General features: G+C 70.1%; 19 protein-coding genes and 2 tRNA genes. 14 read left to right on the top strand and 7 right to left on the bottom strand.

The features are described from left to right. On the bottom strand, positions 1 to 1,848 hold a 1,848-nt coding region (locus CLM62_RS07355), incomplete at its 3' end, for a PAS domain-containing protein (protein WP_143658966.1). 331 nt (positions 1,849 to 2,179) lie between these two features. After that, on the bottom strand, positions 2,180 to 2,668 hold the full coding sequence (locus tag CLM62_RS07350; protein WP_095749027.1) for an SSI family serine proteinase inhibitor: 489 nt from the start codon (positions 2,666 to 2,668) through the stop codon (positions 2,180 to 2,182). Between the two features lie 179 nt (positions 2,669 to 2,847). Between CLM62_RS07350 and CLM62_RS07345 the strand changes: the two genes are divergently transcribed. After that, positions 2,848 to 2,938, top strand: a tRNA-Ser gene (locus CLM62_RS07345). Positions 2,939 to 3,134: 196 nt separating this feature from the next. Beyond that, positions 3,135 to 3,207, top strand: a tRNA-Arg gene (locus tag CLM62_RS07340). A 60-nt stretch (positions 3,208 to 3,267) separates the two neighbouring features. On the opposite strand, the gene CLM62_RS07335 is transcribed toward CLM62_RS07340, so the two are convergent. After that, positions 3,268 to 4,407: a glutathione-independent formaldehyde dehydrogenase gene (locus CLM62_RS07335; protein ID WP_095749026.1), complete on the bottom strand. Its 1,140-nt coding sequence runs from the start codon at positions 4,405 to 4,407 to the stop codon at positions 3,268 to 3,270. A gap of 148 nt (positions 4,408 to 4,555) precedes the next feature. On the opposite strand from CLM62_RS07335, the gene CLM62_RS07330 reads away from it, so the two are divergent. The 3 genes from CLM62_RS07330 (at position 4,556) to glpK (ending at position 7,177) form a co-directional block, all read left to right on the top strand. Then, positions 4,556 to 4,741, top strand: a complete 186-nt coding sequence (locus tag CLM62_RS07330) for a hypothetical protein (protein WP_095749025.1) — start codon at positions 4,556 to 4,558, stop codon at positions 4,739 to 4,741. Between the two features lie 79 nt (positions 4,742 to 4,820). Continuing rightward, the gene (locus tag CLM62_RS07325; protein WP_095749024.1) at positions 4,821 to 5,651 is read left to right on the top strand and encodes an MIP/aquaporin family protein; all 831 of its coding nucleotides are present in this window, start codon (positions 4,821 to 4,823) and stop codon (positions 5,649 to 5,651) included. An 11-nt stretch (positions 5,652 to 5,662) separates the two neighbouring features. Beyond that, positions 5,663 to 7,177: a glycerol kinase GlpK gene (gene glpK / locus CLM62_RS07320; RefSeq protein ID WP_095749023.1), complete on the top strand. Its 1,515-nt coding sequence runs from the start codon at positions 5,663 to 5,665 to the stop codon at positions 7,175 to 7,177. 118 nt (positions 7,178 to 7,295) lie between these two features. On the opposite strand, the gene CLM62_RS07315 is transcribed toward glpK, so the two are convergent. Further along, positions 7,296 to 9,206 carry a protein-arginine deiminase domain-containing protein gene (locus tag CLM62_RS07315; protein WP_257003702.1) on the bottom strand — a complete coding sequence of 637 codons (1,911 nt, stop codon included), beginning with the start codon at positions 9,204 to 9,206 and terminating at the stop codon, positions 7,296 to 7,298. A 316-nt stretch (positions 9,207 to 9,522) separates the two neighbouring features. On the opposite strand from CLM62_RS07315, the gene CLM62_RS07310 reads away from it, so the two are divergent. Further along, positions 9,523 to 10,353: a DNA polymerase subunit beta gene (locus CLM62_RS07310; protein WP_095749021.1), complete on the top strand. Its 831-nt coding sequence runs from the start codon at positions 9,523 to 9,525 to the stop codon at positions 10,351 to 10,353. Between the two features lie 153 nt (positions 10,354 to 10,506). On the opposite strand, the gene CLM62_RS07305 is transcribed toward CLM62_RS07310, so the two are convergent. From CLM62_RS07305 to CLM62_RS07295, 3 genes are all read right to left on the bottom strand, one after another. After that, positions 10,507 to 11,208 carry a hypothetical protein gene (locus tag CLM62_RS07305; RefSeq protein ID WP_095749020.1) on the bottom strand — a complete coding sequence of 234 codons (702 nt, stop codon included), beginning with the start codon at positions 11,206 to 11,208 and terminating at the stop codon, positions 10,507 to 10,509. Between the two features lie 78 nt (positions 11,209 to 11,286). Next, entirely contained in the window at positions 11,287 to 11,793 is a 507-nt protein-coding gene (locus CLM62_RS07300) for a hypothetical protein (RefSeq protein WP_095749019.1), read from the bottom strand. A gap of 297 nt (positions 11,794 to 12,090) precedes the next feature. After that, on the bottom strand, positions 12,091 to 12,588 hold the full coding sequence (locus CLM62_RS07295) for a MarR family winged helix-turn-helix transcriptional regulator (protein ID WP_095749018.1): 498 nt from the start codon (positions 12,586 to 12,588) through the stop codon (positions 12,091 to 12,093). 88 nt (positions 12,589 to 12,676) lie between these two features. On the opposite strand from CLM62_RS07295, the gene CLM62_RS07290 reads away from it, so the two are divergent. The 8 genes from CLM62_RS07290 (at position 12,677) to CLM62_RS07255 (ending at position 22,655) form a co-directional block, all read left to right on the top strand. Continuing rightward, positions 12,677 to 13,057, top strand: coding sequence for an HGxxPAAW family protein (locus CLM62_RS07290; protein ID WP_095749017.1), 381 nt, complete (start codon positions 12,677 to 12,679; stop codon positions 13,055 to 13,057). 165 nt (positions 13,058 to 13,222) lie between these two features. Then, positions 13,223 to 14,107, top strand: coding sequence for a DUF2797 domain-containing protein (locus tag CLM62_RS07285; RefSeq protein WP_095749016.1), 885 nt, complete (start codon positions 13,223 to 13,225; stop codon positions 14,105 to 14,107). 121 nt (positions 14,108 to 14,228) lie between these two features. Continuing rightward, the gene (locus CLM62_RS07280) at positions 14,229 to 14,858 is read left to right on the top strand and encodes a hypothetical protein (protein ID WP_095749015.1); all 630 of its coding nucleotides are present in this window, start codon (positions 14,229 to 14,231) and stop codon (positions 14,856 to 14,858) included. Positions 14,859 to 14,981: 123 nt separating this feature from the next. After that, entirely contained in the window at positions 14,982 to 15,722 is a 741-nt protein-coding gene (locus CLM62_RS07275; RefSeq protein WP_179381986.1) for a response regulator transcription factor, read from the top strand. Beyond that, positions 15,719 to 17,341, top strand: a complete 1,623-nt coding sequence (locus CLM62_RS07270) for a cell wall metabolism sensor histidine kinase WalK (RefSeq protein ID WP_095749013.1) — start codon at positions 15,719 to 15,721, stop codon at positions 17,339 to 17,341. Before CLM62_RS07275 ends, CLM62_RS07270 begins: the two co-directional genes overlap by 4 nt. A gap of 14 nt (positions 17,342 to 17,355) precedes the next feature. Then, a complete protein-coding gene (locus CLM62_RS07265) occupies positions 17,356 to 18,834 on the top strand; it encodes a bifunctional glycosyltransferase family 2/GtrA family protein (protein ID WP_095749012.1) in 1,479 nt (492 codons plus the stop codon). After that, positions 18,831 to 21,053, top strand: coding sequence for a glycosyltransferase family 39 protein (locus CLM62_RS07260; RefSeq protein ID WP_095749011.1), 2,223 nt, complete (start codon positions 18,831 to 18,833; stop codon positions 21,051 to 21,053). Before CLM62_RS07265 ends, CLM62_RS07260 begins: the two co-directional genes overlap by 4 nt. 105 nt (positions 21,054 to 21,158) lie before the next feature. Further along, positions 21,159 to 22,655: an MFS transporter gene (locus CLM62_RS07255; RefSeq protein WP_095749045.1), complete on the top strand. Its 1,497-nt coding sequence runs from the start codon at positions 21,159 to 21,161 to the stop codon at positions 22,653 to 22,655. Positions 22,656 to 22,760 lie beyond the last annotated feature (105 nt).

Genomic DNA, 22,760 nt, shown 5'->3' with positions numbered 1-22,760 from the left:
CTCAGCGGCCTCCGGCTCCGCACCCTCGGCCCCCGCCACCTCGCTCTCCAGGAAGGCGTCGGTGTTGGCCCGCCGGGCCCGTCGCCGCCCACCGCCGGAGGTGGCCTGCTCAGGCAGGGCGACCTCTTGAGGGGCCGCTTGAGGTGCGGCCTCCAGAGCGGCCGGGCCCGGAGCCGCGACGGCCCCCGCCCCGCCACCGATCGGCACTTCGAGGACGTACGCGCTGCCGCTCATCCCCGGCACCTCGTGCGTCTGGAGCACGCCTCCATGGGCGCGCACGATTCCGCGCACGATCGGCTCGTGCACCGGGTCTCCGCCGGCGTACGGCCCGCGCACCTCGATGCGTACGCCCTCACCGCGCTGCGCCGCCGCCACGACGACGGTGTTGTCGAGGTAACCGCCCGCCGAGACGGGCGAGTTGCCGGTCGCGTCGACGCCGGCGACGTCCGCGACGAGGTGTGCGAGCGCGGTGGCGAGGAGGCGGGGGTCGACCTCGGCCTCGATGGGCGGCGCGTGCACGGCGAACTGCACGCGCCCGGGCCCGATGAGCTCCACGGCCCCGTCGACGCCCGCCGCCACGACGGCGTCGAGCATGACCTTCGTACGAGTGATGTCGTCGGCGCCGGTGTCGAGCCGCTGATATCCGAGGACGTTGTCGATGAGGGTCGTGATCCGCGAATAGCCGGCCGACAGGTGATGGAGCACCTGGTTGGCCTCGGGCCACAACTGCCCCGCGTCGTCGGCGGCCAGCGCGGCCAGCTCGCGGCGCAGTTCGTCGAGGGGTCCGCGTAGCGACCGCCCGAGCAGTGTCAGCAGCTGCTCGTGCCGCCCGGCGAGGGCCTCGTAGCGGTCCTTCTCCCGCTCGCCCAGGGCGGCGTACCGCTCCTCGCCCGCGGCGAGTTCCTCCTCGTGCCGCTCCTGGAGTTCCTCCAGTTCGGTCACGTGCTTCTGGCGCAGCGCGGTGAGCTCGGAGGCGTGGTCCTCGGAGAGCCGCTCCAGCTCTTCCTCGTGCCGCTGCTCGGCGGTGGTCTTCTCCTCGGCGAGCGCGTCGTACGGCCGCCGGTCGGCGAAGGTCATCACGGCGCCGACGAGCTGGTCGCCGTCGCGGACGGGCGCGGTCGTCAGGTCGACCGGAACCTTCTCGCCCTTCTTCGACCACAGCACCTGCCCGCGCACCCGGTGCTTGCGCCCCGAGCGCAGGGTGTCGGCGAGCGCCGACTCCTCGTACGGGAAGGGAGTCCCGTCGGCACGCGAGTGGAGGATGAGGTCGTGCAGCTCACGCCCGCCGAGGTCGCTGGCCCGATAACCCAGTATCTGAGCGGCGGCCGGATTGACGAGCACGATCCGCCCGTCGGTGTCGGTTCCTACGACACCTTCCGACGCGGCCCGCAGGATCATCTCGGTCTGCCGCTGCGACCGGGCCAGCTCGGCCTCGGTGTCGACGGTCCCGGTCAAGTCCCGTACGACGAGCATCAGCAGCTCGTCGCCGCCGTAGCCGTAGCCGTCGTAGGCCTGCTGGCCGTTCTCCAGATTCGCGCTGGTGACCTCGACCGGGAACTCGCTCCCGTCGGTCCGCCTGGCGACCATCCGGGTCGGCTTGGTGCGCCCGCGCGGGTCCATGTGGTCGGGCCGCCGCATGGACCCGGGGATGAGCCTGGAGTCGAAGTGCGGCAGCAGATCGAGAAGCCCCCGCCCCACCAGCGCGGTCCCCGGCGCCTCGAAGGCCTCCAGGGCGATGGTGTTGGCGTTGACGACGGTCCCATTGGCGTTGACCAGCACCAACGCATCGGGAAGCGCGTCCAGTATGGCTGCGAGGCGAGCAGCGCCTCGGGATGGCCTGCTGCTCACGAGACGCTTCCTCCCTGTTACCGCACCTTGCCGACCGCTCGGGCCATCTTGCCAACCTGCCCGCGACGTGTCACGCGAGGGAGTCTAAGGGCAGTGGTTGCGCTCGCGACGCCGGATGAGAGGGAGGTCGCACGAGGAAGTGAAGCAGAACGTGTGACCGGACATGCGACCACATGCAAGGGTTCCTGCTCAGCCTTCCGCTTCGGCTTCGCGAGACGTTCGCCGGACCTTTACGGCACTCTCGCGGGACCCTTGCGGAGTCGGGGCATCCGCCATGAAACAGCTGTGCCGGTGGGCCGGGCGCGCCCATGCACTCCGGAAGGCCGCTCGCCTACCGGGCCCGGGCCGGAGCCCTGAGATCGGGCAGCAGCGGCACGAACCGATCCCAGCGCCCGATCTCACAGCCGTTGCTGCGGTCGAACCTCGTGTCGACGGGCCGCCCGGCCCACGTCCCGGTGACATGCGCGGTGGCCGGCCCGCCGTACTGCATGGTGCAGACGGTGTCCCGCGGCACGGGGGCGAAGGCGTCCTTCCCCCAGCGCGTGTTCCGGTCGACGGCGCCACACGCCCCGCTGACGTCGGGGTGACTCCCCCCACTGGGGTGACAGTCCACCTCGTACGTCCCGTCGGCACCCCGGCCCGCGTTCCGCACGGTGACGGTGAGGTGATCGCCGGCCGCCCGGTCCTCGTCCCGTACGGGCGGGGGCGCGGCGAGGGAGGAGGCGGCGGCGGGCGCGGCGGACACGGACACGACGGAGCCGACGGCGACGATCAACTGAGCGAATCCTGCGAACCGGCCGAGCCGGAAGACCTGCGACATGCCCTGACTAACGCCTGGGTCCCGCGGACGTTGCGCGCCGCCCGACCGGCGCCTGGGGCGGGTGAACTGCTTTGCCCTGCGACCCGCCCGCCTAGTACCGTGGGAGGCGATTGGTGACACCCCGCTCGACTGTGTCATCATCTGCACGCACCACTCGCGCTCGCGCGGGCGGCTGTGCTGGAGGCGTCGCCTAGTCCGGTCTATGGCGCCGCACTGCTAATGCGGTTTGGGACTTCAATCCCATCGAGGGTTCAAATCCCTCCGCCTCCGCGCCCGATCACGAAGCCCCGGTCCAACAGGCCGGGGCTTCGTCGTTCACGCACCTGCCAGCACACCCCTCCGTAGAGCCATTTCCGCAGGTCACAAGGGCTACGGCAAACGGATTTCACATGGCGGCGGCAGTCATGTAATGTTCTTCCTGTCGCCGCGAGCGGGCCAGAAGGACCGGGATCGGCAGGAAAAACAAGCACTCGTAGCTTAACGGATAGAGCATCTGACTACGGATCAGAAGGTTGCAGGTTCGAATCCTGCCGAGTGCGCACAGGTGAGAGGCCCCGGAGAGATCCGGGGCCTTTTGCGTCACTGGTTGGCCTTGTCCGTCACTGGTTCGGGTGCAGTACGACCTTGGTGTAGCCCTCGACGCGCTTGTCGAACTTCTCGTACGCCGACGGCGCCTCGTCGAGTGACAGCTCGTGCGAGACGACGAAGCTGGGCCGCGCGCGTCCCTCGATGATCATGTCGCGCAGCTGCCGGTTGTAGCGCTTGACGTTGCACTGGCCGGTGCCGAGGCGCAGTCCCTTTTCGAAGAGCCTGCCGACGGCCACCAGCAGTTTGCCCTGTTTGGCCTGCTCGTCCGGGCCGCCGGGGTCGGACGGAACGTACAGGCCCGGAATGCCGAGCGCTCCGGTCGGCCGTACCGTCTCGACAAGCGAGTTCAGAACGGTCGCCGGCTCCTCGCGGTCCTCGCCGCGGGCCTGGGCCTGGTAGCCCACCGCGTCGATGCCCTTGTCGGTGCCCTCTCCGTCCGTCTGCTCCTTGATCTGCTCCACCGGACTGCCGTCGGCGAAGTTGACCGGGATCGCGCCGATCTCCTCGGCCTTCTGCAACCGCTCGGCCACCCGGTCGACGACGAACACCTTCCTGGCGCCGCGCAGCAGGGCGGAGTAGGCGGCCATCAGGCCGACCGGCCCGCCGCCGTACACCGCGACGCTCTCGCCGGGACGGACGTCGGCCAGCTCGTTGCCGTGGTAGCCCGTCGGGAAGATGTCGGCGAGCAGGACGAAGTCGCTCTCGTTGGCATCGCCCTCCGGGAGCTTCAGGCAGTTGAAGTCGGCGTACGGCACCCGTACGTACTCGGCCTGGCCTCCGCTGAACGGACCCATCGCGACGTAGCCGTACGCACCGCCCGCGAACCCGGGGTTCACGGTCACGCAGAAGCCCGTGAAACCGGCCGTGCAGTTCTTGCAGAACCCGCAGGCGACGTTGAAGGGCATGACCACCCGGTCGCCCCGCTTGAGCGACGACACCCCATCCCCGGTCTCCTCGATGATTCCGAGGTTCTCGTGGCCGAAGACGATGCCCGGCTCGGCCGCGGTGCGGCCCTCGTACATGTGCAGGTCGGAACCGCAGATCGCGGTGGAGGTCACGCGGACGATCACGTCGTTCGGGTGCTGTAGCCCAGGGGTCTCCACCTGTTCGACCGCTACTTCGAACGGTCCCTTGTAGACGACGGCCTTCATGCCTACGCACCTCCGCCCGGTAGTGCTGCTTTCGTGCCCTCGTGTTTTTCGTGCTCTATCTCATGCTCCGCCCGCTGTATGCCATCGGACAAGTTGGCTATTGTCATCACATATTTACCTGTGCGGAAGCGAGAGTGAGCGAACAGTGATGCGACGCCTCGGGACCCTGCTCGTCCCCGTGTCCGGGCTGTCCGGCACCACCTACCCGCCCGGCACCCCCGTGTCGATCAGCGGCCGGGGGTCGGCGGTCGACGGGTTCGTCGACGGAGACTGGCTCCCCCTTGCCTGGTGGGAGTTCTCCGAGGGCCGTAGCGAGGACGCTTCCGAAGCCTGACCGGCCGTTCCCTCAGGGCACTCACCCGTTCGGCCCGTCTGTGGATGCCGCTCGCGCCGGCGCCGCGGACGATCTGAACATGCCGGAACCCACCTCCAGGGCGCGTCTCGTCGGTGAACTCTCGGCCGAGTTCGCCGGCACCATGATCCTGATCCTGTTCGGATGCGGTGTCGTCGCGCAGGTCGTCGCCGGTGGCGCGCTGACCGACGGTGGCCTGGGTGACCACGACAGCATCGCGTGGGCCTGGGGCCTCGGCGTCGTCCTCGGCGTCCATGTGGCGGCGCGGGTCAGTGGCGCCCACATCAACCCCGCGGTCACCCTCGCGCTCGCGGCCTTCAAGGGCTTCCCGTGGAGCAAGGTCCTGCCGTACGCGCTGGCCCAGACGGCCGGCGCCTTCGTCGCCGCCCTGCTGGTGCGCTGGAACTACACCGAGGTGCTGGCGAAGGCCGACCCGCGCCACACCGACAAGACGGAGATCGTCTTCTCCACCCTGCCGGGCAACGGCACGCTCCCGATCAGCCAGCTCGGGGCCTTCCGTGACCAGATCATCGGCACGGCGCTGCTGGTGCTGCTCATCTTCGCGGTCACCGACCTGCTGAACACACCGCCGGGCGCGAACATGGCCCCGTTCATCATCGGCCTGATCGTCGTCGGCATCGGCATGGCCTGGGGAACCAACGCCGGCTACGCGATCAACCCGGCCCGCGACCTCGGACCCCGGCTGGCGGCGTTCCTCACGGGCTACGGAGGCGCTTGGCGCGATCAGAACGGCGACCTCTACTTCTGGGTGCCGATCGCCGGACCCCTGCTCGGCGGCCTGGTCGGGGCGCTGCTCTACCGCCTGTTGATCAGCCCCCATCTGCCGGTCGCCGAGCAGGAACCCGGCCGGGTGCCCGCGCCGGACGAGTGAGAGGGACGACCATGCCCGAGTTCGTCGGTGCGGTGGACCAAGGCACCACCAGCACCCGCTTCATGATCTTCGACCACGACGGCAACGAGGTCGCACGCCATCAGCTCGAACACGAGCAGATCTTCCCGCGCTCCGGCTGGGTCGAACACGATCCCGTGGAGATCTGGGAACGTTCGAACTCCACGATGCAGAACGCCATCCGCCAGAGCGACCTGTCCGCCGCCGACCTCGCGGCCATCGGGATCACCAACCAGCGGGAGACCACGGTCATCTGGGACCCCAGCACCGGTCAGCCGTACTACAACGCGATCGTCTGGCAGGACACGCGCACCGACTCCATCGCCGCGGCGCTGGAGCGGGAGCACGGCGACCTCATCCGGCGCAAGACGGGGCTGCCACCGGCGACGTACTTCTCCGGCGGCAAGATCAAGTGGATCCTGGAGAACGTCGACGGTGTCCGGGAGGCCGCCGAGGACGGCCGGGCCGTCTTCGGGAACACGGACGCCTGGGTGCTGTGGAACCTCACCGGCGGTCCGAGCGGCGGCATCCACGCCACGGACGTCACCAACGCCAGCCGCACCATGCTGATGAACCTGGAGACCCTCGACTGGGACGACGAACTGCTCGACATCTTCGGCATCCCGCGCGCCATGCTCCCGGCCATCAACCCCTCCTCGCACCCGGAGGCGTTCGGGACCACCCGCACCACCCGTCCGCTGCGCACCGCCGTACCCATCACCGGCGTCCTCGGGGACCAGCAGGCGGCCACGGTCGGCCAGGTCTGCTTCCGCCCGGGCGAGGCGAAGAACACCTACGGCACCGGCAACTTCCTGGTCCTCAACACGGGCACCGAGATCGTCCGGTCCCGCACGGGCCTGCTGACCACGCTGGCGTACCAGTTCGGGGACGCCCCGGCGGTGTACGCGCTGGAGGGGTCCATGGCGGTCACCGGGTCCGCCGTGCAGTGGCTGCGCGACCAGATGCGGATCATCTCCTCCTCCACCGAGGTCGAGACACTGGCCCGGCAGGTGGAGGACAGCGGCGGCATCTACTTCGTACCGGCCTTCTCCGGACTGTTCGCGCCCTACTGGCGCTCCGACGCCCGGGGCGCGATCGTCGGCCTCGCCAGGTTCCACACCAACGCGCACCTCGCCAGGGCGACGCTGGAGGCCATCTGCTACCAGAGCCGCGACGTGGCCGAGGCGATGGAGCAGGACTCCGGGGTGGCACTCGACGTGCTGCGGGTCGACGGCGGCGTCACCGCCAACGACCTGTGCATGCAGATCCAGGCCGACGTCCTCGGCGTACCGGTCAGCCGCCCGGTCGTCGCCGAGACCACCGCGCTCGGCGCCGCCTACGCGGCGGGGCTCGCCACCGGCTTCTGGGAGAGCACCGACGAGCTCCGCCTGCACTGGCACGAGTCGAAGCGGTGGGAGCCGCAGTGGAGCGAAGAGCAGCGGGAGAAGGGCTACGCGGGCTGGAAGAAGGCCGTGGAACGCAGCCTCGACTGGGTCGAGGTCGAATAGCGAGTACGTACGCCGGCGCTCGCGCCTTCCCGGTGCGCACAGGCCAGGGGCCGGGGAGATCCGGGGCCCCTGGCGTGTCAGTCGACGCTGGTGGAAGACATGACAGGACCCAGCCCTGTCAGGGCTTCCACCAGGCGGCCGACGCGTCGCGCAGGGTGTTGGTGCCGCAGTGCACCTCGCCCATGCCGAGGTGGTAGTACCAGCCGTCGATGTACGACACCTTCAGGCCGGCCTGCGTGTAGGCGGCGGTGACCGCCTTGGTGAAGATGTCCTGGCCGCCGATGACGGGGCCCCACTGCCGCGGGGCGAGGTAGCGGTCGCGGGTGAGCATGATGCCGTTGACGGCGCCGGGGACGTAGGCGGCGGTCTCGACGGTCGGCTCGGCCGGCGCGGCGGAGGCGTCGCGGTCCCGGGCGAGGAAGCTCTGCTGGCCGTACTCCTCGGTCGCCTGCGGGGCCACGGTGCCGCCGAGGCGGCTCAGCGTCGGGGTGCGGGTGCCGCTCCGCTCGTCCTCGGTGCCGCGGGTGTAAAGGGAAGGGACCCGTACGATCTCGGCGTCGGTGATGCCTGTCTCCCGCTTGAGGAGCTCCACGTTGGCCGCGATGCGCTGGGCGGCCATGGTGTTGTCGGCGACCAGGTGGCGCGAGGCGAGGGCCTGGTCGATGGTCTCCTTCGGAACCGCGCCCGCGGAGGCGGGGACGGAGAACATCTTGGTCTTGCCGTGGCCCTCACGCTGGGCGTCGCGCAGCAGCTTCAGTCCGGCCTCGGGGTCGGCGACGCCGAGCCGCCAGCCGCGCGGGGTGTCGGCCGGCAGGAACTGCACGAACTCGTCGACGTGTCCGACGTACAGCCAGGACGTGTCCAGCAGCAGCGGGTCCTGGAGGCCCTGGGACTTCAGCAGCGTCCGTATCTCCTGCGACGGGCGCACCTTGGAGTCCTTGCGCTCGCCCATGATGACGCGGCCGGCGGGGAACGACCGGCCGCCCAGCGCGTACGGCGGGATGGTCTCCAGGTTGCCCATGGAGTTGAGGGTCTCCCAGCCCTTCATGTCCGGGCCCTTGGCCTGGACGACGCCGGTGTTCGGGCCGCGCAGCCTCTCGTACAGTTCCCGGCCCGCTTCCCGGTCCTGGGCGGAGCGCAGCATCACGCGCATCACCTGACGGTGTCCGCCGGGGCCGGTCATGCTGACGTAGGCCGGCTCGACGAAGTCCTGGGCCCAGACGTCCTGGTACTTGGTGAGGGTGACCAGCGGCTTGATGATGCCGGCCTGCCGGACCTCCTTCGCCAGGTCCTTGACGAAGGCCTGCTGCATCTTCGCGCCGGGGTCGTTGCCGGGCAGCTTGGTGACCATCAGCTGCTGTGCCCGCTGGAGGTGGTGGTGGGTCAGCAGCGGGGCGACGCGCAGGGTGAGGGAGTCGGACGTGCTGCCGGCGGCGGAGTTCACCGTCAGCCGGATCACCGTACGGCCGTCCCACTTCCGGCTGTCCCGGATGACGTCCTTGGCCTCGACGCCGAACTCCACGCCGGAGCGCAGCTCCTCGGCCGTCAGCCGGGTGCCGGCGGTGACCGGCGTCCAGGTGCCGGACCGCTTGAGGAAGACCCGGGTCTGCGCGGATCCTGTGGTGACCTTGATGCTGCCCTTGGCGTCGGACGGCACGTTCTTCATCGGCACCGAGCGCACGCGGGCCAGGTCGGCGGCGTCGGCGGTGCCGTTGACCTTCGTGTCCTGGGCGTCGTTGCAGGCGGCCAGTTTCGCGTCGGGGAGCGGTCTGCCGCCGGGACCCGTGGCCTTGCAACGCCTGCTGTCGTCGTCGAGGTTGGGCAGGACGAGCGCGCCTCGCCCGATGGACCAGCTGTCCTCTCCGGACGTGTCGGAGTCACCGGTGACATCGACCCGCCCGTCACGGTTGACGTCCGACCTCAGGTCGACGCGGAGCGGCTCCGCCGCCTGTGCCAGGGACGTGGGCGCCAGCACCGCCCCTGTGGCTGTGAGGGCGAGCACCAGCCGTCCAGCATGACTTGTTCGCACTGCAAGTCCTTTCCTCCCGCGGGGTGTCGCTGTGTGAGAAGCGGAACGGGAGGCAGGAGTTGCCTGTGTGGACGAAAACCGTTCGCGAGGCCGAGTCGGGCCTGGGGAAGGGGGAGAAGCCTGGACGTTCGGTGGTTGAGGAGATGGTGAGAAAGTGGTAGGCGGGCAGAGGGAGTTGGCGCGTAGAATCCCGCCCATGGGCGTTTCCTGAGCAGACCGGTACGACACGGTCCACCGTTCCCCGCCCGGCCGGCGCCGGGCGTTCGCGCGTGCGTGGCCGCACGTCCGCGTGCTCACTCAGGAGTCAGCCACCATCATGTCCTCTCGCTCTGCCTGCCCCGCGCTGGACGACCGCATCGCCCGGTTGCGGGAGATCGCCCGGTCCGAACCTCGGCTCGAAGGTGTCCTGCTCTACGGTTCCTGGACGCTCGGCGAGGCCGACGCCCACTCCGACATCGAGGCGTACCTCTACGTCCAGGACAAGCACGTCGACGACTTCGACGGGCCTGCCTTCCTGGAACGACTGGCCCCGCTCGAGCTGGCGTACACCAACATGCACGGCATCCTCGCCGTCGTCTTCGACGACCTCATGCGGGGAGAGTTCCACATCACCGCGGCCGGGCCCGGCATCGACGAAGTCCCCGCCTGGGAAGGGGTGGTGCACCTGCCCCGGCCCGAGAGCGCCGTCCTGCTGGACCGCACCGGCCGCCTGACCCGGGCCGCCCGGCACCTGGCCGCGTTCCGGCCGCCCGAGCCCGCCACCACCGCGCAGCAGCTCACCCACGAGCTGGCCAACTGGACCCTCATGCTCGCCCACGTCCTGGCCCGCGGCGAAGTGGCCCGCGCCCACGCAGTGCTGCACATCGTCGTCGTGCCCCTGCAGCTTCAGCTCTGCCGGCTGCTGCGGGGCAGCACCGTCCACTGGCTGACACCCAGCCGGGCGCTGGAACAGGATCTGCCGGCCACCGATCGGGCGCGGTACACCGCGACCACGTCCGCCGCCCTGCCACAGGAGCTCCAGGCGGCGGCGCGGAGCAGTTGGCGTTGGAGCCGGGAGATGAGCACCGAGGCCGCCGAGCGATGGGGCATTCGCGTGCCGGGCGCGCTGCACGAGCGGATCGGTGAGTTGCTGGCGGCGGATCGCTGAGCAGGTGCGGATACGGCGCCCGTGAGATGCGGGCGCCGCAATCCTCCGTGGAAACGGTCCGGTGTGTCCTGGCCGTCGTGGAAACGGTCCGGTGCGTCCTGGCCGTCGTAGAACCGGTCCGGTGTGTCCTGGCCGTCGTAGAACCCGCCCCTTCTAGCCGTAGAACGGCCCCGGCGTGCTCCACGTCGTGTGGCCGAAGACGTTGTCGTCCTCGACGGTGACCTTGAGGTTGCTGACCTTCAGGCCGTACTGGGTCGGGGTCATGCCCTCGGGGCAGTTCACCTCGACGGCGGGGAAGTTCATGTAGAAGTACGGGCCCGTGTCCGTGTCGGGGTACTGGGCCTGCTGGTAGAGGACCCAGGAGGTCTGCGTGGTGTAGTACACGTGCTTCAGGGGCTGCTGCTCGGTGCGGACGACGAAGGCGGTGCCGTGGTCGAAGGTGCCGTCGGGCCTGAGGCAGCCGAAGGTGCGCGCGGTGTCCGCGTACGCGTCGAAGTAGTCGTCGGTGCTGCGCAGCCCGGCGATGTAGCCCGGCTGGGTGCGGACGTTGTGCAGTTCGACGCCCACCTGGAAGCCGCCGCAGCCCGGCGTCGGCAGGTAGTCGTGGTAGGTGTTCTGGCACTTGCGGTCCCCGAAGTGGGCGTTCGGGTCCGGGTTGTAGTGCTTCGGGACGACGGCGCCGTAGAACTTGACCGTCGCCGAGACGCCGTCGGCGGTGGGTGCCGGGATCTCGGTGATGACGGTGGCCTGGGCGGTGCCCGAGCCGGACAGGGCGAGGCCGGTCGCGGCGAGCAGTGCGATGGTCAGTCGGGTCAGTGCTCTGCGTGATCTGCGTATGTTCCAGGTCTTCCGCATGTGTAAAAACCCCCCTTGTGCACATGGTGCACTCTCACATGAACAGTGACATGGGCACGTTAGCTCGCCATTGAGCCCTCATCCGGCAAACACCCCAGCCCTCACAAACGGACTGTTCCAGTCGCTCGTCGCCCGCTTCGGTGCGGAGGTCCTGGTGCTCCGGCCGCCCGCGAAGACGAACAGACGCAGCACCAGGAAGCGGCCTGTGCCGGCCAGTCCGGACGCGGTGAGGTAGACCGCCTGCTCCCACAGCGGGCCGGGCGACGACTGCACCGCGTGGAGGAGGAACATCGCGGCGCACGTCACCAGGTACGCGACCGTGGCCGAGCCGGCGGACTGCAGATGCCGGCGCAGGCCGGGGCGGCTGCCCGTGCCGAAGGTGAACAGGGCGTGCAGCTCGGTGCACAGGAGGGTGGAGACGACTGTGATCAGCGCGTTCGCCACCGGCCAGGGCATCGCCGTCGCCACCAGCGGTACGGCGACGCTGGAGAGGACGCCGACACCGCCGCCGCAGACCACGAAGCGGACGAAGGAGGAGAGGGGACCCGGAGCCGACTGCGGCTTGGACGGGAGTGGCGACTCCATGGCTGTTTCCTTCCGGATGGGGCGCGAACCTCTGGACCGACTGAGGCAGTTGAACCCTGAGGGGCTTCAACGGGGCTTCAGCGGAGCTTCATCCGGGATCAGTCAGGATCAGGATCAGGATCAGTCAGGATCAGGATCAGTCGGGATCAGGATCAGTCGGGATCAGGCGGATCAGGCGGGATCAGCTGGCGTCAACGATGCCGTCGCCCGTCGCCGGGAACGATGGAGTGACCTACCGAACCGGTGGTAGGGCTGGCTCCACCACGCAGGGTGGGGTCGCGCCCAGGCCGGGTCGAATCAGCTGCCCTCGGCGTCCTTCGCGTCCTCGACGCGGAGTTCCTCGATGTAGCCGTGGGCCAGGCCGGTCGTGCGGGTGAACCAGTCGGCGAGGACGGCGATCTCGTCGGGGGAGTAGTCGGCGAAGACGGCGTTCAGGCGCGCGTAGTACGGCTCGTAGAGGGCGTGCACGCGGGCGACCGCGGCCGGGACGGCGGCCACACGGACGCGGCGGCGGTCCTTGGGGTCGGGGACGCGGGTGACGTAGCCCCCGCGTTCCAGCCGGTTGAGGATGCCCGTCACCGCACCCGTCGTGACGTGGGCGTGTTCGGCGAGGTCGCCGGCCGTGAGTAGGTCCTCGCCGGCCTTGAGGACGCAGGCGAAGCAGAGGAGGTCGGTGACGGTCAGGCCCAGCCGCTGGGCCATCTCCTGCTGGCCGAGCAGGTGGGCCGCGACCAGGGAGTCCATCGCGGAGAGCGCCTGGGCCGGAGTGGCGGCGGGGCGCGGCTTGGCTTGCATCCGGATTCCCGATTCCCTTAGTGCGTGAGAGATTTATGAGTTAAATTTCTTAGGCTGTGAGGTACCCGTACGAGAGGGAGGCGGGCACGTGAGCGCACACCAGTATGACGAGGGGCACACGGTCGCAGGTTGGACCGGTTTCGGGATCGCGACCGTCGGGACCGCGGTACTGGGGCTGGGGGTGTGCATGGTGTCGGCCCCTCTGGTGGTCGGCGGGCTCGGGATCGTGGCGGTGAGCGTCCTCGTCACCTGGGCGCTGCACCTCACCGGCTGGGGCAAGCCGCCGGGCATCCGGCCCAGGGAGCAGTGGGGGATGCGGGTGCGGGACACGGGGGCCCGCGCAGGGCACCCCGGGTGTGTCGGGTGCCGCCTGGCGGGGCGGGGAGCGCGGCGTACGGCCGCTGCGGGCGAGGTCGTTCCTACGGCGGCCGGTGAGCCGGCGCCCGCTGCTGCCACGCCTCGGAGCTGAACCACGTAGAACCAGCGGGGCTGAACCGCGCAAAGCCAGCGACGCCGAACCGCACAAAGCCAGCGACGCCGAACCGAGCAAAGCCAGCGACGCCGAACCGCGTGAGACCAACTCTGACCTGCCCGAACCCGCCATTGTCAGTGCCGCCCCCTAATCTCAAGAGCGATGGCACAGGCATGGAAGTGCTCGGGGCTGCGGTGGGCGGCGGACGGTCCCGTGCTGACGTGGGACGGGGGTCGGCGCAGTGCGCTGACCTGGGGGAAGCGGGTGGCCTTCGGGGTCGCGGAAGGGGGAGTGCGGACATGCGTGGGAGCGCGGGGGCATGCGTGCCCGGTGCGGGCGGCGGTGCGGGGGCGGAGTACGGGGGCGCGGTGCGAGGAGTGCGCGCGGCTGGACCGGGCGCAATCGGTGGCCGCCGACACGATCGCGGACGACCCTCGGCCGTACCGCGTCTACCTGGCCTGGTTCGGACCCGGGATGGTCAAGGTCGGGATCACCGCCGAAGAACGGGGCGCCGCGCGCCTGCTTGAACAGGGCGCCGTCTGCTTCAGCTGGCTGGGCAGCGGGCCACTGATGGCGGCGCGGCGCACCGAGGAACTCCTGCGCGCCGCCCTCGGTGTGCCGGATCGGATTCCGTACGGCGAGAAGCGCGCGGTGCGCAGTGCCTTGCCTGCGTCGGAGGCTGAACGAGCGGCTGAGATCGCGGAGTTGCATGCGCGGGCGGTGGCGCTCGGGGGTCGGCCGGACTCGCTCGTACCCGCGCCCTTCCAACCGGTCGATCATGTCCGGGTGTTCGGGCTCGGGGAGTTGGCGGAAGCCGTCGGGGAAGTGAGCGAGCTCGTCGCCGGGGGCGCGGTGAGCGGGCGGCTGGTGGCGGCGGCCGGGCCGGATCTGCATCTGGAGACGGGGGCCGGAGTGGTCGTGCTGGACACGCGGTTGATGACGGGGTGGGAGCTGGTTCCCGCCGGGGGTGACGCCGGGAGCGGTGAAGTGACCGTTCCGGTACGGGAGTTCAGGAAGACGATGACTATGCAGGACGGTCTGTTCTGAGTGTGGGTGGGGGAAATGTGAAGGATCGCGGCCGGAGTTGCCTACTGATCAGTCGTGTCTTAGGCATGGCGATCAAGGGCGTTCACAGGGAACGCATCTCCGAGAGGACGGCCTCCGCCTCATGAAACCCCCCACAACATCCCGCGTCGGAAGGCGACTGCGCCCCGCGCTCGCCGTCGCCGCGGCCGCAGGGCTCGCTTCGGTACTCCCGCTGGCCGGTACCGCGAGTGCCGCGCCGTCGTTCGACGCGTACCCGCAGTTCGGCGGCTACGCGCACCGCACGGTCACCACGGCCGACGGCCAGACGTTCGACCTGCGGCTGGCCGCCGACAAGACCTTCCTGCCGGCCTCCGGCGGCACCATCAAGGTCAAGGGCGCCGGATACAACCGCGCGCAGGGCATCTTCCTCGCCTTCTGCGCGATACCCGAAGGTGTCCACGTCGGCGACCCCGCGACGTACAAGACTCTCCCCGGCCCCTGTCTGCCCGGCCGGGAGACCAAGGACGGATCGTCGCGCTGGATCACCGACACCGGCACGGGCACACCCGAGATCACCTTCCCCTACAAGGAGGGCGGCAAGTTCCGCACGACGCTGGACAATCTCCGGCCCGAGATCAAGGACGGGGTCGTCTGTGACGTGACCGTGCAGTGCGCGATCGTCACCCGCGCGGACTTCACCGCCACCAACGACCGGCTGTACGACCAGTACATTCCGGTGCACTTCGCGCCCGCCGCCGACGGCGACAGGTAAGGCGACAGGTAAGAAGCACCCAGAAGTACCCCAGGAGCTTCCTGAGAGCCCCCTGTGCGTTTCTCAGGAAAATCACAGAGACGCGAAAGGGTGTTCTCAGGGAGCCCCGACAAGGTGTCCAGCATGACCACGACCTCGCCCCAGGGGCGCACCGAACTGCTGAGGCCGGACGGGAGCCCCGTCCGAGTGCTTGTGGTGGACGACGAGTTGTCGATCACCGAACTGCTGTCCATGGCCCTGCGCTATGAGGGATGGCAGATCCGGAGCGCGGGTGACGGACAGGGCGCCGTCCAGACAGCGCGCGAGTTCCGGCCCGACGCCGTCGTGCTGGACATGATGCTGCCCGACATGGACGGGCTGGCCGTGCTGGGACGGCTCCGTCGTGACCTGCCCGACGTGCCGGTGCTGTTCCTGACGGCCAAGGACGCCGTCGAGGACCGTATCGCCGGGCTCACCGCCGGTGGCGACGACTACGTCACCAAGCCGTTCAGCCTGGAGGAGGTCGTCGCCCGGCTGCGCGGGCTCATCCGCCGCTCCGGTGCCGCCGACCGTCGCTCCGAATCCGTCCTCGTCGTCGGCGACCTCATGCTCGACGAGGACAGCCACGAGGTGTCGCGCGGCGGGGAGAACATCCACCTCACCGCCACCGAGTTCGAGCTGCTGCGCTTCCTCATGCGCAACCCGCGGCGCGTGCTCAGCAAGGCGCAGATCCTCGACCGTGTGTGGTCGTACGACTTCGGCGGGCAGGCCAATGTGGTCGAGCTCTACATCTCGTACCTGCGCCGGAAGATAGACGCGGGGCGGGAGCCGATGATCCACACCCGCCGCGGCGCCGGTTACCTGATCAAGCCCGCGGTGTCATGAGCGGACGGCGACGGCCGCGTCCGCAGAAGAAACGAGCGGGTCAGCCGCGCACCCTGCGGACACGGCTCGTCGTCGCGTCCGTGGTGTTGATCGCCGTGGTGTGTGCGGTGATCGGCACGGTGACGACATTCGCGCTGCGGGAGCACCTGTACGAGCAGTTGGACGACTCGCTCAGTGAGGTGGTGGGGCGCGCGGCGGGCGCGGGTCCTGAGCTTCCGGGTGCGCCCCGGCCCGACGATCTGGAGAAGAAGGCGCCCAAGGTGCCTGACCTCTCGGAGTTCGTCACCCGCGGGCCGCAGCAGATGATCGGCACCGTCGCCGCGAAGGTCCAGAACGGTGCCATCACCGAGGGCATGTACAGCAAGCGGACGACGGACGACACGGGGGTCACGGACGCCACGCCCTACGCGCTCAGCGACGCACAGAAGGCCGAGCTGAACGCCGTCTCCAAGGACGGAAAGCCGCACACCGTGACGCTTCCGGGGCTGGGCGAGTACCGCGTCGAGTACCGGACGGGGAGCAACGGCTCCTACTACGTGGCGTTGCCGACCACCGATGTCGACAGCACCATCAACACCCTCATTCTCGTGGAACTCAGCGTCACCGCCGCCGGCCTCGTCGCCGCCGGCATCGCCGGTTACGTCCTCGTCGGCGTAGCCACCCGCCCCCTGCGCAGGGTCGCCGCCACCGCCACCCGCGTCTCCGAACTCCCCCTGCACACCGGCGAGGTCAACCTCAGCGAGCGCGTCCCCGAGTCCGAGACCGACCCGCACACCGAGGTCGGCCAGGTCGGCGCCGCGCTCAACCGGATGCTGGACCACGTCCACGGGGCCCTGCACGCACGCCAGCAGAGCGAGACGCGGGTACGGCAGTTCGTGGCCGACGCCAGCCATGAGCTGCGTACTCCCCTGGCCTCCATCCGCGGGTACGCCGAGCTCACCAGACGCGGCAGAGAGCAGGTCGGGCCCGACACCCGGCACGCGCTGGGCCGGATCGAGTCCGAGGCCGGGCGGATGACCCTCCTCGTCGAGGACCTGCTGCTGCTCGCGCGCCTGGACGCCGGGCGGCCGCTGCAGTTCGAGCAGACCGACCTCGTACCGCTCGTCGTGGACACCATCAGCGACGCGCGCGCGGCCGGCCCCGACCACAACTGGCGCCTCGACCTGCCCGACGAACCGGCCCTGGTGTCGGCGGACGCCGCACGCCTGCAGCAGGTGCTGGTCAACCTGCTGGCCAACGCCCGTACGCACACACCGCCCGGCACGACCGTCACCGCGCGCGTCGAGCGGCGCGGGCCGTGGCTGTGCGTGGACGTCGAGGACGACGGTCAGGGCATTCCGGCGGAACTGCTGCCACGCGTCTTCGAACGGTTCGCGCGCGGCGACTCCTCGCGCTCCCGCGCCTCCGGGTCCACCGGTCTGGGCCTCGCCATCGTGCAGGCGGTCGCCGCCGCGCACGACGGCGCGGTGACCGTCGACAGCGTTCCCGGGCGGACCGTCTTCACGGTTCACCTGCCCGCATCGGTCCCGGTGACGCCCCGTCCGGCGCCCGAAACGAACTGGCAACCGCACTCACAGGCACAGCACAGCGCCACCATACGGGCGCAACAGGGGACTTGAGTTGAGTCGGTTCCATGCGAACCGACTCTTCTCCCGGCACCCTGCCGGCGCGGGAGCACCTCCCGGCCACAGACGCCGGTACGCCTGTCCTGGACGTAGTGATCCCCGTCTACAACGAGGAGAAGGACCTCCAGCCGTGTGTGCTGAGACTGCACGACCACCTCGAGCGCACCTTCCCGTACGCGTTCCGCATCACGATCGCGGACAACGCGTCGACGGACACCACCCCGCTGGTGTCCGCGCGGCTGGAGGCGGAGCTCCCGGAGGTCAGGGCCTTCCGTCTGGAGCAGAAGGGCCGCGGCCGGGCGCTGCGGACCGTCTGGTCCGCCTCGGACGCCCCGGTCCTCGCCTACATGGACGTGGACCTGTCCACCGACCTCAACGCCCTGCTGCCGCTGGTGGCCCCGCTGATCTCGGGCCACTCCGACCTCGCGATCGGCTCCCGGCTCTCCCGTAGCTCCCGCGTCGTCCGCGGACCCAAGCGGGAGTTCATCAGCCGCGCGTACAACCTCATCCTGCGCGGCTCCCTCCAGGCCCGCTTCTCCGACGCCCAGTGCGGCTTCAAGGCGATCCGCCGGGATGTCGCGCAGGTGCTGCTGCCGCTGGTGGAGGACACCGGCTGGTTCTTCGACACGGAGATGCTGGTGCTCGCCGAGCGCGCGGGCCTCCGTATCCACGAGGTCCCCGTCGACTGGGTCGACGACCCGGACTCGACGGTCCACATCGTGAGGACGGCGACCGAGGACCTCAAGGGCGTGTGGCGCGTGGGCAAGGCCCTGGCCACCGGTTCGCTGCCGCTGGACCGGATCACCCGCCCGTTCGGCGACGATCCGCGCGACCGCGAGATCCAGGACGTACCCAAGGGCCTGGCCCGCCAGCTCGTCGGCTTCTGTGTCGTCGGCGGTCTGTCCACCCTCTTCTACCTGCTGCTCTACACGGTCTTCCGGCAGTTCGGCGGCTCGCAGCTCGCCAACGCGCTCGCCCTGCTGGTCTCGGCGGTCGCGAACACCGCGGCCAACCGGCGGCTGACCTTCGGGGTACGCGGGCGGAGCGGTGCCGTCCGGCACCAGGCGCAGGGACTGGTCGTCTTCGGCATCGGCCTCGCGCTGACCAGCGGCTCCCTCGCCGCCCTGAACGCGGCGACCTCCGAACCCGCGCACTCCACCGAACTGGCGGTCCTCATCGCCGCCAACCTGGCCGCCACGGTCCTGCGCTTCCTGCTCTTCAGGGCGTGGGTGTTCCCGGACAAGCGCGAGTCGACCGTCGTCGCCGCGCACACGCCGTCGCCCGCCCCGTCCCCGCCCACCTACTCCACGCAGCCGCAGTACCCGCCGCTGCCCCATCGGCACCGCTACACCACGGCACCCCGATCCCCGTACGACACCACCCCCTTCCGCGCCGGTGAGGCCGCGGACCGCACCACCCGGGGGGACGCGACCCTGCACCTGCAGCCGGTGCGCCCGACCGACACCGACCCGAGGGACTCCCGATGACCACGCACACCGACCCGACGACGACCCAGCAGGGTCACACCAGCTGGGACCCACCAACAGCCCTTTCCCATACGGCAGTTCAGGAGCCCCTGGCGCCACCGGCCGCCCCTGGGTCCGGCGAGCCCGAGCAGCCCTTCGCCCGGAGACTGTGGCGGGGCCGGCCCGAGGACCCCCGCTGGGCGCGCCCCGCGTTCCTCGGCCTGCTCCTCGTGACCGCCGTGCTCTACCTGTACAACCTGAGCGCCTCCGGATACGCCAACTCGTTCTACTCCGCGGCCGTCCAGGCCGGCAGCCAGAGCTGGAAGGCGTTCTTCTTCGGCTCGCTGGACGCGGGCAACGCCATCACCGTCGACAAGCCCCCGGCCTCGCTGTGGCCGATGGAGCTGTCGGTCAGGATCTTCGGCCTCAACTCGTGGGCGATCCTTGCCCCTGAGGTCCTGATGGGCGTCGGTACGGTCGCCGTCGTCTACGCCTCCGTGCGCCGCCGGTTCAGCCCCGGGGCCGGTCTGCTCGCGGGCGCGGTGCTCGCGCTCACCCCTGTCGCGGCGCTGATGTTCCGGTTCAACAACCCGGACGCGATGCTGGCGCTGCTGATGGCGGTGGCCTGCCACCTCGTGGTCCGGGCCCTGGAGGACGGCCGTACGAAGTGGCTGGTGTGGGCGGGAGTCGCGATCGGCTTCGCGTTCCTCGCCAAGACCCTGCAGGCCTTCCTGATCCTGCCGCCGCTGGCGATCGTGTACGCGCTCTGCGCGCCGGTGAACCTGAGGAAGCGCTTCGGGCAGCTGGCCCTCGCGACGCTCGCGCTCGTCGTCTCCGGCGGCTGGTGGGTCGCGATCGTCGAGCTGTGGCCGGCCTCCTCCCGCCCGTACATCGGCGGCTCGCAGAACAACAGCTTCCTCGAACTGACCTTCGGCTACAACGGCCTCGGCCGCCTGAACGGCGAGGAGACCGGCAGCGTCGGCGGCGGTGGCGGGGGCGGCACGGGCCAGTGGGGTGAGACCGGCTGGGACCGGATGTTCAACTCCGAGATCGGCGGCCAGATCTCCTGGCTGCTGCCCGCCGCGCTGATCCTGCTGGTCGCGGGCCTGGTGGCGACGCGGAAGAGCAAGCGGACGTCATTGACCCGCAGTTCGTTCCTGGTGTGGGGCGGCTCGCTGCTGATGACCATGGTGGTCTTCAGCTACATGGCGGGCATCTTCCACCAGTACTACACGGTGGCCCTCGCCCCCTACATGGCGGCCGTGATCGGCATGGGCGGGGCCGCCCTGTGGGAGAAGCGGCGCGAGATGTGGGCGTCGCTGACCCTCGCGGCGGCGGTCGTGGCGAGCGCCGCCTGGGGTTACGTCCTGCTCAACCGCACCCCCGACTACCTGCCCTGGCTGAAGTGGCTGGTCCTGATCGGTGGCCTGGTCGCCGCGCTCGGCCTGATCTTCGTGGCCAAGCTGGGGCGGCAGCTCGCGCTCGCGGCGGTGGGGCTGGGCATCGTGGCCTCGCTGGCCGGGCCTACGGCGTACACGCTCAGCACTCTGCAGGAGGGGCACACCGGGTCCATCGTCACGGCGGGGCCGGCTGGGGCGAGCATGATGGGCGGGGGCGGTCGGGGCGGAGGCCCTGGCGGCGGCTTCGGCGGGATGCCGGGCGGCGGTCAGAACCAGCAGGGCCAGAACCAGCAGGGCCAGAACCAGCAGGGCAACGGCTTCCCGGGCGGCGGCACCGGCGGAATCCCCGGCGGCCAGAACCAGCAGAACGGCAACGGCACCACCCAGGGCCAGAACCAGCAGGGCACCATGCCCGGCGGACAGACCGGCGACGGCGGTGGCATGGGCGGCGGTGGCGGCATGGGCGGGCTGCTCAACGGCGCCAGCGTCACCTCCGAGGCCAAGAAGCTGCTGGAGGCCGACGCCGACCAGTACACGTGGGCCGCCGCGGCCATCGGCGCCCAGAACGCCGCGAGCTACCAGCTCGCCACCGGTGAGGCGGTGATGGCGATCGGCGGCTTCAACGGCACGGACCCGTCGCCGACGCTGGCCCAGTTCAAGGAGTACGTGGCGGACGGCAAGATCCACTACTTCATCTCCGGCGGCACCGGCGGCGGTGCCATGGGCGGCAGCGACAGCGGCACCTCCTCGCAGATCACCTCCTGGGTCGAGGCCAACTTCAAGAAGGTGACGGTCGGTTCGGCGACCTTCTACGACCTCACGCAGGAGGCGAGCAGCTGACGAGCGGCTGACGATCGGTCGGAGGCGGGGCGGTGGCTGAGGCTGCCGCCCCGCCTCCGCATCTTTCGTTGTACACCGTATGGGAGCTGCTCTACGGTGTACGGCATGACGACGTCCCCCAAGGAACAGGCCCCCGCGCAGATACGGACAGGCGGCCACCCGCAGCGCTGGCTGATCCTCGGCGTGATCTGTCTCGCGCAGCTCACCGTGCTGCTCGACAACACTGTCCTGAACGTGGCGATCCCCTCGCTCACCAGCGAGCTGGACGCGGCCACCTCCGACATCCAGTGGATGATCAACGCGTACTCGCTCGTGCAGTCCGGTCTGCTGCTCACCGCGGGCAGCGCCGCCGACCGCTACGGCCGTAAGAAGCTGCTGCTCGCGGGCCTGGCCCTGTTCGGCATCGGCTCGCTCGTGGCGGGTCTCGCGACCACCAGCGGGCAGCTGATCGCCGCCCGGGCCGGCATGGGCGTCGGCGGTGCGCTCCTGATCACCACCACGCTCGCCGTCGTGGTCCAGATCTTCGACGACAGCGAGCGTGTGAAGGCGATCGGCCTGTGGTCCACGGTCAACTCGCTCGGCTTCGCCACCGGCCCGCTGATCGGCGGCGTGATGCTCGACCACTTCTGGTGGGGCGCGATCTTCCTCATCAACATCCCGGTCGCGGCCATCGGCCTGATCGCCGTGTTCGCCCTCGTCCCCGAGTCCAGGAACCCGCAGGGCGACCGCCCCGACCTGCTCGGCGCGCTGCTTTCCACGATCGGTATGACGAGCATCGTCTACGCGATCATCACCGGGCCCGAAGACGGCTGGACCTCCGCGCCCGTCCTCACCTCCGCCGGGATCGGCGTCGTCGTGCTGGCCGGGTTCGCGGCGTGGGAGCTGCGCATCCCCTACCCGATGCTGGACATGCACTTCTTCCGCAACCGGAGGTTCACGGGCGCCGTCGCGGGCGCGATCCTGGTCGCCTTCGGGATGGCGGGCTCGCTCTTCCTGCTCACCCAGCACCTTCAGTTCGTCCTCGGATACGGCCCGTTGGAGGCGGGTCTGCGGACAGCGCCGTTCGCCCTCACCATCGTCGCGCTCAACCTCACGGGGGTGAGTGCGAGGCTGCTGCCGAAACTGGGCACGCCGCTGACCATCGCGTCCGGCATGACCTGCCTGGCGGCGGGGCTCGCGGCGATCGCACTGCTCGGCGGGGACGGTTACGGCGGCATGCTGCTCGGCCTGATCGTCATGGGCGCCGGCGTCGCCTTCGCCATGCCGGCCATGGCCAACGCCGTGATGAGCGCGATTCCGCCGGAGAAGGCGGGGGTGGGGGCGGGCGTCAACGGCACGTTGGCGGAGTTCGGGCAGGGGCTGGGGGTCGCGGTGCTGGGCGCGGTGCTGAACTCGCGGTTCGCGGCGGGGATTTCTGTGGCGGCTTCTTCGTTGCCGGCGGCGTTGGCTTCGGCGTCGTCGGCGGAGGAGAAGGCTCGTATCACCGACGCGTTTTCGTCTGGGCTGGAGACGAGTCAGTTGGTGGGGGCTGTGGCTGTGCTGCTCGGGGGGTTGGTCGCGGCGGCGTTGTTGCGGCGGGCGGAGAGGGGAGAATCCGCCTAGGAGCTCGGTGGTTGGGTAGTCGGGCGGCTGCGGGTTCGTTGTGGCTGGTCGCTCCCCCACTCTCGACTTCGCTCGAGCGGGGGGACCCCCATCGTGGCGGAGCCA

It is taken from the genome of Streptomyces sp. SA15 (assembly GCF_002291145.1).
Lineage (GTDB): Bacteria > Actinomycetota > Actinomycetes > Streptomycetales > Streptomycetaceae > Streptomyces.
The sequence above is the reverse complement of the archived record's forward strand: the minus strand, read 5'-3'. Positions and strand labels throughout refer to the sequence as shown.